Raw genomic sequence first — 11401 nt, 5'->3', positions numbered from 1 at the left:
TTCACCAGTCGGTAGCCCGGCACGTATTTCTGCACTTCGGTGATCATGCCGCTGATGGCGGCGGTGATTTTTTCCTGGTCGGGCTCGGTTTCGGTCAGGCAATGCACGGTGTCGCGCATCACCAGCGGTGGCTCGGCCGGGTTGATGATGATGATGGCCTTGCCCCTGGCGGCACCGCCCACCTGTTCGATGGCGCGCGAAGTGGTGCGGGTGAATTCGTCAATGTTTCTGCGTGTGCCGGGGCCGGCCGACCTGGAGGAAATGGTGGCCACGATCTCACCGTACTGGACTGGCTGCACGCTGGAAATAGCCGCAATCATCGGGATCGTGGCCTGCCCGCCGCAGGTCACCATGTTGACGTTCATCTCACCCCGGCCAAGAAGCGCGGCCAGGTTCACCGGCGGCACGCAAAACGGCCCGATGGCGGCCGGCGTCAGGTCGATTACCAAAACGCCGAGTTCGGTCAGCTTGCACGAGTTCTCGGCATGAACATAGGCCGAGGTCGCGTCAAAGGCGATCTGAACGCCATCAATCAGGACATGCGGCAGCAGGCCGTCAACACCCTGATCCGTGGTCTTGAGGCCCTTCTCGCGGGCGCGCTGCAGGCCCTCCGAGGTGGCGTCAACGCCCACCATCCAGACCGGTTCCAGCACCGGGCTGCGGCACAACTTGTAAAGCAGATCAGTGCCGATGTTGCCCGGCCCGATCACGGCACATTTGATTTTTGAAGTCATCACGGTTCTTTGCGTTGGAGGGCAAGCGGTGTTCAATGGGAGTGCTTGGGCACCTCAGCGCCACGACAACCCACCAGAAAATCAAAATCACAGCCTTCGTCAGCCTGCAGCACCCGGTCGATGTAGAGCTGCTGGTAACCGCCCTTCGGCGCCGCCAGAGCGGCTTGCTGCTGCGCTTGCCGCGCCGCGAAGCGCAGCGCGATGTCGGCGTCACTCACTTCCAGTTCCAGCTTGCCCGCAAAACTGTCCAGGGCGATCCAGTCGCCGTCCTGCACGATCGCCAGTGGCCCACCGGCGGCCGCCTCAGGCGCCACATGCAGCACCACGGTGCCGTAGGCGGTGCCGCTCATGCGCGCATCCGAAATACGCACCATGTCGGTGACGCCCTGCGCCAGCAGCTTGGGTGGCAAGCCCATATTGCCAACCTCGGCCATGCCGGGGTAGCCCTTGGGACCGCAGTTTTTCATCACCAGCACCGAATTGGCATCGACCACCAGATCGGGGTCGCCGATGCGCGCCTTGTAATGGTCGAAGTCTTCAAAAACGACCGCCTTGCCCCGGTGCTTCATCAGCGCGGGCGTGGCCGCAGAGGGCTTGAGCACCGCACCGCGCGGCGCCAGGTTGCCGCGCAAAATGCACATGCTGCCATCTGCGACCAATGGATTTTCCAGCGTCCGGATGACTTCATCGTTGTGGATGGACGCATCCAGCACGTTGTCCCAGAGCGACCTGCCATTGACCGTTAGCGCGTCCTTGTGCGGCAGCAGGCCACCCTCGCCCATGCGGCGCAGCACGCCCGGCAGGCCGCCGGCGTAGTAAAACTCTTCCATCAGGAAGCGGCCGGATGGCTGCAAATCCACCAGAGTCGGCGTGCCCTTGCCAATGTTCGTCCAGTCCTCCAGTTCCAGCGGCACGCCGATGCGCCCGGCAATCGCCTTCAGATGAATCACCGCATTGGTCGAGCCGCCGATGGCCGCATTGACGCGAATGGCGTTTTCAAAGGCTTCGCGCGTCAGCACCTTGGACAGCTTCAGGTCTTCCCAGACCATCTCGACGATGCGCATGCCCGACATGTGCGCCAGCACGTAGCGGCGCGCATCGACTGCCGGAATGGCGGCGTTGTGGGGCAGCGAGGTGCCCAGCGCCTCGGCCATGCAGGCCATGGTGGAGGCGGTGCCCATGGTGTTGCAGGTGCCCGCCGAGCGTGACATGCCGGCTTCGGCCGACATGAACTCGTTGAGCGAAATTTTGCCGGCCTTGACCGCTTCGTGCAATTGCCAGACCACCGTGCCAGAGCCAATGTCGCGGCCTTCGTGCTTGCCGTTCAACATCGGGCCACCGGTGACCACGATGGTGGGAATGTCGCAACTTGCCGCGCCCATCAGCAGCGCCGGGGTGGTCTTGTCGCAGCCCACCAGCAGCACCACGGCGTCCATCGGGTTGCCGCGAATCGATTCCTCGACGTCCATGCTGGCCAGGTTGCGGGTCAGCATGGCGGTGGGGCGCAGGTTGGACTCGCCGTTGGAGAACACCGGGAACTCAACCGGAAAGCCGCCGGCCTCGGAAATGCCGCGTTTGACGTGCTCGGCAATCTTGCGAAAGTGGGCGTTGCAGGGCGTCAGTTCAGACCAGGTGTTGCAGATGCCAATGATCGGCTTGCCCTGAAATTCATGGTCAGGAATGCCCTGATTTTTCATCCAGCTCCGATACATGAAGCCGTTTTTGTCGGCAGTGCCAAACCAGGCGGCAGAACGCAAGGGCTTCTTGGGCGTAGGGGACATAAGGCGTCTTTCAAATCAACGGAAAATCATGAGTGGCCGCATCGTAGGCGCTTGATCCATACAAAACAAGTGAATATTTCTGATCTTTTGATATACTTTTTTATATCAATCCTTACGGTCTGGACGCGCTCACCATGGAAGAGAACCCTGCCCCACGGCGGCCCCACCACCAACTCAAGACCCGCCAGATGGCCTTGCTGATGGCCATCGACGAATCACGCAACCTGCACCAGGCCGCGCTGGCAACACACATGAGCCAGCCAGCCGCATCGAAAATGCTCAAGGACATGGAAGACCTGTTTGGCGTGGCATTGTTTGAGCGCCTGCCCAGGGGCATGCGGCCCACGGTCTATGGCGAAACGCTCACGCGCCACGTCCGCATGGCGCTGGACAACCTGGCGCAAGGCCAGAGCGCCATAACGGCGTTACAAGCCGGCTTGTCCGGGCAGGTCAATCTGGGTGTCATCCTGACGCCGTCGATGACACTGGTGCCACAGGCCATCGCCGCCACCAAAGCCGAGGCTCCACACTTGAGCATTGGTGTCGAAGTGGGCACCAGTGATGTGCTGGTGGACGGGCTCAAGCGAGGCCGGCTCGATTTTTTGATCGCGCGTATTCCGGCACAAGAGGAGGACCAGAACCTGGTCTACCAAGACTTGTCAGAAGAGACCGAATGTGCGGTGGTGCGCCTTGGCCACCCGCTGCTGCAGCACAGTGCACTTACGCTGCAAGACCTCAGCAGCAAGTGCTGGATTCTGTCGCCCAGGGGCAGCATCTTGCGCCACCAGTTCGACATGCTGTTCAGACGCCATGGCCTGGTGGCACCGATCAACGTGATCGAGACCACCGCCATGTCGGTGATCAAGGCATTGCTGCAACAGACCGATTTTTTGCACCTGATGCCACTGGAGGTCGCCCGCTATTACGCAGCATCCGGCGAACTGTCGATCTTGCCGGTTGAACTACCCTGCAACATGGACAGCTATGGCCTCATCATGCGCTCGGACCATGTGCTGACGCCCGGCGCCAACCTGCTGCTAAAGGCTATCCGCAAAGTGGCCTCAAGCATGTATGGCGGATTGGCTCCCTGCGGCGCCAGCGGGTGAATCGTCAGATCGGCTTGGGGAGTGCGCCAAACTGCTCACGCAGCGGTTCATGGCCAAGGGGCGGAAACTCGAACAAGACTTCTGGCACTTTTCTTTCCGGAATATGGTCGAGCAGGTGGCGGATCAGGTTGAGCCGGCCCTGCCGCTGGTCGTTGAAGTCAACCAGCACCCAAGGTGCTTTTGGCTTGTGCGTGGCCTTGAGCATGGCATCGCGTGCCAGCCCGTACTGGGCATACTTTTCGCGCGCCTGAAGGTCGATCGGACTGAGTTTCCAGCGCTTGAGCGGATCTGCCAGTCGTTCAGCAAAGCGCTCTTCCTGCTTATCCTGGTCGACGGTCAGCCAATACTTGTGTAGCAGGATGCCGTCGTCCACCAGAAGACTCTCGAACACCGGGGCCTGCTTGAGAAAGGCCTGGGTCTGGGGTTCGGTGCAGAAACCCATGACGGTTTCAACACCGGCGCGGTTGTACCAGCTGCGATCAAAAAGCACAATTTCACCAGCAGCCGGCAAATGCGGCACATAACGTTGAAAGTACCACTGCGTGGTTTCGCGCTCGCTCGGCTTGGCCAGCGCCACGGTGCGGCAGTGGCGCGGATTGAGCGTCTCCGCCAAAGCCGAAATCACGCCACCCTTGCCCGCCGTGTCACGGCCCTCGACGACCACGGCCAGCCGCTTGCCCGTGTGCTGCAGCCAGCGCGCCACGTCGTTCAGCTCCTGCTGCAGCGGCGCCAGCAGCTCGTAGTACTCGCTCTTGCCCAGCTTGCCGGACTTACCATTTTTTGTCTTGCTCATCGGCAAATACTACCATCCCTTGCCCAAGCCTGGTTGACCAACCCGGGATCGGATCATGGCCTGGCTGACTACCACAGACAGTTTTCCAATGTTTCCCAGTCAATCTGCTGAAGGTCTGAAAACGAACACCCTATTGCGTGACGACGCAGAAAACGCTGCAAGGCGAATGCTCCACCAAAGCGCCCGAAATAGACCCGCTCCACCACCGGGCCCAGCCCTCGACGTGTTTGTGTCCGACCACAATCAGGTCGGCATTGACTTTGCGCGCGAACCGGGTGATCTCCTGGACCGCGTCACCCGCGAGCAGTTCTCCGGTGGCCGCGTAGCCGGCCTCTTCCAGGCGATGCAGTCCATCGGCAAGGATCTGCTGAAATTCGGCTTTGTTCCTTTGCTCAAGATCCGGTGCGGGAAAGCCGCCCTCCATGGTGACCAGATTGATGTTGTAGGGCATGACCGCCACAAGCCAAAGCACCGATTGATTCCACAGGGCAAGGTCCTTGCAATCGAGAAGGGCCTTTTGCCCGGCACTGGAACCGTCATACGCCAATACGATCGTTTTGTACATTGCCAATCCTCTGTTGCGTGGTGAATGAGTGTCGTCAGGAACATACTGACATTCAATCGTATCAGGACCTGCGTGTCTTCCAGCCCGTCGGGAGGATCAGCGTTGGCCAAGTTGCCACAGCGGCGCGCTCGTCGCGGTTTTACCCGAAGCTTTGGCGACCGGCGCCAGTCATCACCAGCCAGAGGCACACCCCGGATTGCACGTTGCCAAACCCTGGCTGCCCGGTATCTGTTAGGGTACAAGTCCACGCTGGCGATACGGAAATGCGCCTCAAGCAAAAATGGGGAATCAAACATGCCATCATGCACACATGAATTACTCCCCCATGCCGAGCACCTGGTTAATAACCGGGGCGCTTGCACTGACAGGCACCTTGTTGGCCGGCCAGGCCTGCGCAATGAGCCTGCGCGAGTTGCAGGCGCTTGAAATGACCAACCAACAAGGCGAAAACCACGCCAACTATTACCTGATCGGCGTCATGGAAGGCGCGCTTGAGGCGCATCTGCATGTTGCCCGCAACGGCGCCAAGGCCGTCGTCTGCCCAAAAGGGCGTGACCTTGAGCCCAGCATGGCGCGGAATTTGTATGACGCCGAGCGTCAACGCCACGCGGATGTCTATGAAGCCGACATGCCGGTGCCCCTGGTCATGACGAATGCACTGAAACAGGCCTACCCATGCTGAGCAAACCTGACCGCCTGAGCAAAGCCACCATTGCGCTGGTCGCGCTTGTGCTCGCATCTTGTGCGGCACAGGACGCTGGCCCGGAAATCAGGCTCGGGCCCGATGCGCATCCCACCGACTTGAGTTGCCCCCGCAGCAGCAATTGCGTCAATTCGCTGGGCGGCAGCGGCCTGCCAGCGCTGCGTTATGCCGGCGATGCCGCGCAAGCAATGGCCATGCTGCGCGCCACCCTTGTCAGCCACCCTGAGGCGGCCATTGTGCGCAGCGACCCGGTCTGGCTGGAGGTGATCTTCACCACACCTTTGGGGTTCAGGGACCAGGTCGATTTTGTGCTGGATGCCGAGTCCGGCCGGATCAATTTCCGCTCGCAATCCCTGTTGGGACGCTATGATTTTGGCAAGAACCGCGCGCGCATGACGGCATTCGCCGAGCGCTTTGAGGGCCTGCGGCAATCAAACTTGGCGCCAGTCAAACAGCCCTGACCACGAGGGAACGACTTGGTCAAAGGTAACGCGCCGCCATCACATCCAGGTGAATCGGCTTGATCTTGCTGCCCATGCCGGCGCAGCCAAAGGCTTCAAAGCGCAGTTTGCAAATGCCCATGGCGGCCTTGCGGGCGGCAATCAGTGATTTGCGCGGGTCGAATTCGCTCGGGTTTTGGGCAAAACTCTGGCGCATGGCGCCGGTCATGGCCAGGCGGATGTCAGTGTCGATGTTGACCTTGCGCACACCGCTCTTGATGCCGCGCTGGATTTCTTCCACCGGCACACCATAGGTTTCTTTCAGGTCGCCGCCGTACTGGCGAATGATGGCCAGCCACTCCTGCGGCACCGAGCTTGAGCCGTGCATCACCAGGTGGGTGTTGGGAATTTGCGCGTGGATTTGGGCAATGCGGTCAATCGCCAGAATGTCACCGGTGGGCTTGCGGGTGAACTTGTAGGCGCCGTGGCTGGTGCCGATGGCAATGGCAAGCGCGTCCACACCGGTTTTTTCTACAAAGTCCTTGGCCTGCACCGGGTCGGTCAGCATTTGCTCATGGCTGAGCTTGCCTTCGGCGCCAATGCCGTCTTCTTCACCGGCGTCGCCAGTTTCCAGACTGCCCAAGCAGCCCAACTCACCCTCCACCGACACGCCCACGGCGTGCGACATCTCGCACACCTTGCGGGTGATGTCGACGTTGTACTCGTAGCTGGACGGAGTTTTTCCGTCTCCCATCAGCGAGCCGTCCATCATCACACTGGTGAAACCCGAGCGGATCGACTGCTGGCAAACCGCAGCGGTGGTGCCGTGGTCCTGGTGCATCACCACCGGAATGTCGGGGTAAGACTCGACCGCGGCCAGCACCATATGGCGCAGGTAGGCCTCACCGGCATACTTGCGGGCACCGGCAGAAGCCTGCAGGATCACCGGGCTGTCGGTGGCCGCAGCGGCCTCCATGATGGCCTGGATTTGCTCCAGATTGTTGACGTTGAAGGCGGGCACGCCGTAGCCGTTTTCGGCAGCGTGGTCGAGCATTTGACGAAGGGAAACAAAGGCCATGGTGATCTCCGGTTGGTTTTAGAAAAATGAACTCCGGCCCACGCACTGGATGCGTGAGTTGGTAGGGAATGATTTAGGCGGGCTTTGGGCCCGTGGGGCAGACTCCAGTCTGCCAGGTCGACTCAAGCCGATCCCACGAAACTCAGGAAATCTAGCCCGCGGCGCGTTTTTGCAAAATCTCGAACGCGGGCAGGGTTTTGCCTTCCAGCACTTCCAAGAAGGCGCCGCCGCCGGTGCTGATGTAGCCGATGTCCTTTTCAATGCCGTATTTGGCAATGGCCGCCAGCGTGTCGCCGCCGCCGGCAATGCTGAAGGCTGACGACTCGGCAATGGCGTGCGCAATGACCTTGGTGCCGTTCTCAAAAGCCGCAAACTCGAACACTCCCACCGGACCGTTCCACACAATGGTGCCGGCCTTTTTGAGCTGCTCGGCCAGCTTGGCCGCCGTAACCGGGCCAATGTCCAGAATCAGGTCGTCTTCCGCCACCTCAGAAGCTTCCTTGACGGTGGCCACGGCATCGGCGGCAAAGGTTTTGGCGGTGACCACGTCGGTCGGAATCGGCACTTCAGCGCCGCGCGCCTTCATGGCGGCGATCACAGCCTTGGCGTCGTCCAGCAAACCCGGCTCGGCCAGGCTCTTGCCAATGCTCAAGCCTGACGCGAGCATGAAGGTGTTGGCAATGCCGCCGCCCACAATGAGTTGGTCGACGTTTTTCGCCAGCGCCTGCAAAATGGTCAGCTTGCTCGACACCTTTGAGCCCGCCACGATGGCCACCAGCGGGCGCTTGGGGTCGGCCAGTGCCTTGTTGATGGCATCAATCTCGGCTGCCAGCAGCGGGCCGGCGCAGGCAATTGGCGCAAACTGGGCAATGCCGTAGGTGGTGCCCTCAGCGCGGTGCGCGGTGCCAAAGGCGTCGTGCACAAACACGTCACACAGGGCGGCGAGTTTTTTGGCGAGTTCAGGGGCATTCTTCTTTTCGCCCACGTTGACGCGGCAGTTTTCCAGCAGCACGATCTGGCCAGGCGCCACAGTCACGCCGTCGACCCAGTTGGCCACCAGCGGCACCTCGCGGCCCAGCAGTTCGCCCAGTCGTTTGGCCACTGGCGCCAGCGAGTCTTCGGGTTTGAAGGCGCCCTCGGTCGGGCGGCCCAGGTGGCTGGTGACCATCACGGCAGCCCCTGCGGCGAGCGCCATTTGAATGCAGGGCACACTGGCGCGGATGCGGGTGTCTTCGGTGATGTTGCCTGCATCGTCCTGCGGCACGTTGAGGTCGGCGCGGATAAAGACCCGCTTGCCCGTTGCAAAACCGCTGGCAATCACATCGGCAAAACGTAAAACTTTCATGGTGAACTCACTCCTTGTTAAGGCTCCATTTTCAATCCAAAAATCAGTGGGGGCTCAGATGCAGACGGCTATTTGTCAAGTCCCGAAGTCAGAACCCGGCAATGATGAAAAATCTGCAATCACCCGGTCCGGTGCGCAGGCTTCAATGGGCTGGCCCATGTTGTAGCCGTAGGGCAGCAACCAGACGGGCACACCGGCGTTGCGCGCGGTGGCAGCATCAATGCTGGAGTCACCGACAAACAGGGTCCGGTCTGCAGTCACACCAAACTGTGCCAGGCAATGCAGCACACCGGCCGGATCCGGCTTCTTGGCGGGAAAAGTGTCACCACTGACCACGGCGTCAAACATCGGACCCAACTGGTGCACATCCATCACCACCTTGGTGTAGCGGCTTTCCTTGTTGGTCACCACCGCCAGTTTGACACCCTGGGCGCGCAAGGCCAGCAGGGTTTCGCGCACATGCGGATAGAGGTGGCTGCGGGTGCCGCAGCGCTGCTGGTAAAAGCCGTCGTAGACCGGCAGCATCTGGCGCAGCAACTCGCCGCTGCGCACCGCCTCAACTGACTGGCCGCTGCGGTCTGCCACCGCTTGCACCAGCAACGACAGCGTGCCGTGTCCGATCCAGTCGTTGACCTGCTGCTGCGATACCAGCGACAGGTTAAAGTGGCTCAGGACATCGTTCACTGCGTCCATGATTTCGGGCGCGGTCTCCACCAGCGTGCCATCCAAATCAAACAGCATCAGGTCAAAAGCGCGCGTAGACATGTTCAACACACCTTTCAGTTGCTGGCCGGAACCACGGTTTCTGGCAAGTCGTCGGCGCGGCGATGGGCGGCGCGATGCACCAGCACCTCAACCGCTTCCACCACCCGCTCGGACGTGATGCCGAAATGGGCGTAGAGCTTGGGCGCCGGCGCCGATTCGCCGAAGGTCGACATGCCGATCACAACGCCGGTGCGGCCCACGTATTTGCGCCAGAAGTCGGGGTGTGCTGCCTCAATGGCCACCGTGGGCAAATTCAAGGGCAGCACCATTTCCTGGTAGGCCTCGGTCTGGCGATCAAACACGTTGGTGCTGGGCATGGACACGACCCGGGTGGGAATGCCTTCAGCCGCCAGGGCGGCTTGCGCCTTCATGGCCAGTTCCAGTTCGGAACCGGTTGACACAATGGCTGCTCGCGCGCCCTGCATGTCTGACAGGATGTAGCCACCCTTGCGAATTTTGTCGGCGTGGCTGATGTCGGCAAGGCGCGGCAAGTTCTGGCGCGACAGGCACAGCGCGCTCGGGCCGTCTCTGCGTTGCACGGCACAGGCCCAGGCCACGGCGGTTTCCAGACCATCGGCCGGACGCCACACGTCCAGCCCCGGAATGATGCGCAGGCTGGGAATGTGCTCAACGCTCTGGTGCGTCGGGCCATCTTCGCCCAGGCCAATGCTGTCATGGGTGAACACATGGATGACACGGATTTTCATCAGCGCGGCCATGCGGATCGCGTTGCGGCTGTAGTCGGAAAAGGTGAGGAAGGTGCCGCCATAGGGGATGTAGCCGCCATGCAGCGCGATGCCGTTCATGATGGCGGCCATGCCGAATTCGCGCACACCGTAGCTCATGTGGTTGCCCCACTGGTCACGGCCGGCCTTGACGCAGCCCTTGAAGTTGGTCAGGTTGGAGCCGGTCAGGTCGGCGCTGCCACCGAAGAATTCAGGCACCAGCGGCGCAATCGCGTCCAGCGCGTTCTGGCTTGACTTGCGGGTGGCAAACGCGGTGGCGTTGGCAGCGATTCCTGCCAGCAGTTCGGGCAGCTTTTCGGCAAACGCGGGCAACAAGTCACCCGCCATGCGGCGCTCGAATTCAGCCGCTTCCTTTGGAAATTGGCTGCGGTAGGCCTCAAAGCGCTCGCGCCAGGCGCGCTCAACCAGAATGCCGTGTGATACGGCATTCCAGGCGACCGCAATGTCAGTCGGGATCTCGAACGGGGCCGATGTCCAGCCCAGCGCTTCGCGGGTGGCAGCCACTTCAGCGGCGCCCAGGGCTGCGCCATGCACATCATGAGTGCCAGCCTTGTTGGGCGAACCCAGGCCGATCACGGTTTTGCAGCAAATCAGGGTGGGCTTGCCATCTGACAGCACGGCCTGCGCCTTGGCGGCCAGGATGGCGCTGTCAATGGCGGCTGGGTCATGGCCATCCACGGCGGCGATGACGTTCCAGCCGTAAGCCTCAAAACGCTTGGGCGTGTCGTCGGTGAACCAGCCTTCGACATGGCCGTCAATGCTGATGCCGTTGTCGTCATAAAAACCGATCAGTTTGGACAAGCGCAGAGTACCAGCGAGTGAACAGGCTTCGTGGCTGATGCCCTCCATCAGGCAGCCGTCGCCCAAAAAGGCGTAGGTAAAGTGGTCAACAATGCTGGCGTCGGCCTTGTTGAACTCCTGGGCGAGCAGCTTTTCAGCCAGCGCCATGCCGACCGCGTTGCTGATGCCTTGACCGAGTGGCCCGGTGGTGGTTTCCACGCCGGGGGTGATGGCAAATTCCGGATGACCTGCGGTCTTGCTGTGCAGTTGCCGGAAGTTTTTGAGCTCTTCCATCGGCAGGTCATACCCTGTCAGGTGCAACAAGGCATAGATCAGCATCGAGCCGTGGCCGTTGGAGAGCACAAAACGGTCGCGGTTGGCCCAATGCGGGTTGGCCGGGTTGTGGCTGAGGTGCCGGTGCCACAGCACTTCGGCAATGTCGGCCATGCCCATGGGCGCGCCGGGATGGCCGGACTTGGCTTTCTCAACCGCGTCAACGGCGAGCATGCGGATGGCATTGGCCATTTGTTTGGCAAATTCGGGGGTGGGTGTGTTCATGGTGTTG

At 61.1% G+C, this 11401-nt stretch carries 11 protein-coding genes; 3 read left to right on the top strand and 8 right to left on the bottom strand.

Annotated features, from left to right (window positions below; translation table 11 throughout):
• A partial coding sequence (locus GPS82_RS04050) for an acetaldehyde dehydrogenase (acetylating) (protein WP_296491252.1) occupies positions 1-734 on the bottom strand: 734 nt, incomplete at its 3' end.
• A gap of 32 nt (positions 735-766) precedes the next feature.
• The gene (locus tag GPS82_RS04045; RefSeq protein WP_296491250.1) at positions 767-2515 is read right to left on the bottom strand and encodes an IlvD/Edd family dehydratase; all 1749 of its coding nucleotides are present in this window, start codon (positions 2513-2515) and stop codon (positions 767-769) included.
• Positions 2516-2649: 134 nt separating this feature from the next.
• On the opposite strand from GPS82_RS04045, the gene GPS82_RS04040 reads away from it, so the two are divergent.
• Entirely contained in the window at positions 2650-3621 is a 972-nt protein-coding gene (locus GPS82_RS04040; protein ID WP_296491248.1) for a LysR family transcriptional regulator, read from the top strand.
• 4 nt (positions 3622-3625) lie between these two features.
• Here the strand turns inward: GPS82_RS04040 and ppk2 are convergent, their stop codons facing one another.
• Positions 3626-4414 carry a polyphosphate kinase 2 gene (gene ppk2 / locus GPS82_RS04035; protein ID WP_296491246.1) on the bottom strand — a complete coding sequence of 263 codons (789 nt, stop codon included), beginning with the start codon at positions 4412-4414 and terminating at the stop codon, positions 3626-3628.
• 130 nt (positions 4415-4544) lie between these two features.
• Positions 4545-4979 (bottom strand): universal stress protein, encoded by a 435-nt coding sequence (locus GPS82_RS04030; RefSeq protein WP_296491243.1) that lies wholly within the window; start codon positions 4977-4979, stop codon positions 4545-4547.
• A 310-nt stretch (positions 4980-5289) separates the two neighbouring features.
• Between GPS82_RS04030 and GPS82_RS04025 the strand changes: the two genes are divergently transcribed.
• The gene (locus GPS82_RS04025; RefSeq protein ID WP_296491241.1) at positions 5290-5661 is read left to right on the top strand and encodes a hypothetical protein; all 372 of its coding nucleotides are present in this window, start codon (positions 5290-5292) and stop codon (positions 5659-5661) included.
• Entirely contained in the window at positions 5655-6143 is a 489-nt protein-coding gene (locus GPS82_RS04020) for a DUF1499 domain-containing protein (RefSeq protein ID WP_296491238.1), read from the top strand. The genes GPS82_RS04025 and GPS82_RS04020 overlap by 7 nt, the downstream gene beginning before the upstream one ends.
• A gap of 19 nt (positions 6144-6162) precedes the next feature.
• Here GPS82_RS04020 and fba read toward each other — a convergent pair whose 3' ends face one another.
• The 4 genes from fba to tkt form a co-directional block, all read right to left on the bottom strand.
• Complete coding sequence (gene fba / locus GPS82_RS04015; RefSeq protein ID WP_296491237.1) at positions 6163-7200, bottom strand: class II fructose-bisphosphate aldolase; 1038 nt, start codon at positions 7198-7200, stop codon at positions 6163-6165.
• Between the two features lie 151 nt (positions 7201-7351).
• Complete coding sequence (locus tag GPS82_RS04010) at positions 7352-8545, bottom strand: phosphoglycerate kinase (protein WP_296491236.1); 1194 nt, start codon at positions 8543-8545, stop codon at positions 7352-7354.
• A 75-nt stretch (positions 8546-8620) separates the two neighbouring features.
• Entirely contained in the window at positions 8621-9310 is a 690-nt protein-coding gene (locus GPS82_RS04005) for an HAD family hydrolase (protein ID WP_296491234.1), read from the bottom strand.
• 14 nt (positions 9311-9324) lie between these two features.
• Entirely contained in the window at positions 9325-11394 is a 2070-nt protein-coding gene (gene tkt / locus GPS82_RS04000) for a transketolase (protein ID WP_296491232.1), read from the bottom strand.
• Between the last annotated feature and the right edge of the window lie 7 nt (positions 11395-11401).

Origin of the sequence: Rhodoferax sp., assembly GCF_011391645.1 — a bacterium.
In the GTDB taxonomy this organism is placed as follows: domain Bacteria; phylum Pseudomonadota; class Gammaproteobacteria; order Burkholderiales; family Burkholderiaceae_C; genus Rhodoferax.
Note: the sequence above shows the minus strand (reverse complement) of the source record. Positions and strands in the feature narration are given on the sequence as shown.

Coding starts and splice junctions, on each gene's coding strand:
- GPS82_RS04045 (WP_296491250.1), bottom strand. CDS start 2,515: ATGTCCCCTACGCCCAAGAAGCCCTTGCGTTCTGCCGCCTGGTTTGGC.
- GPS82_RS04040 (WP_296491248.1), top strand. CDS start 2,650: ATGGAAGAGAACCCTGCCCCACGGCGGCCCCACCACCAACTCAAGACC.
- ppk2 (WP_296491246.1), bottom strand. CDS start 4,414: ATGAGCAAGACAAAAAATGGTAAGTCCGGCAAGCTGGGCAAGAGCGAG.
- GPS82_RS04030 (WP_296491243.1), bottom strand. CDS start 4,979: ATGTACAAAACGATCGTATTGGCGTATGACGGTTCCAGTGCCGGGCAA.
- GPS82_RS04025 (WP_296491241.1), top strand. CDS start 5,290: ATGAATTACTCCCCCATGCCGAGCACCTGGTTAATAACCGGGGCGCTT.
- GPS82_RS04020 (WP_296491238.1), top strand. CDS start 5,655: ATGCTGAGCAAACCTGACCGCCTGAGCAAAGCCACCATTGCGCTGGTC.
- fba (WP_296491237.1), bottom strand. CDS start 7,200: ATGGCCTTTGTTTCCCTTCGTCAAATGCTCGACCACGCTGCCGAAAAC.
- GPS82_RS04010 (WP_296491236.1), bottom strand. CDS start 8,545: ATGAAAGTTTTACGTTTTGCCGATGTGATTGCCAGCGGTTTTGCAACG.
- GPS82_RS04005 (WP_296491234.1), bottom strand. CDS start 9,310: ATGTCTACGCGCGCTTTTGACCTGATGCTGTTTGATTTGGATGGCACG.
- tkt (WP_296491232.1), bottom strand. CDS start 11,394: ATGAACACACCCACCCCCGAATTTGCCAAACAAATGGCCAATGCCATC.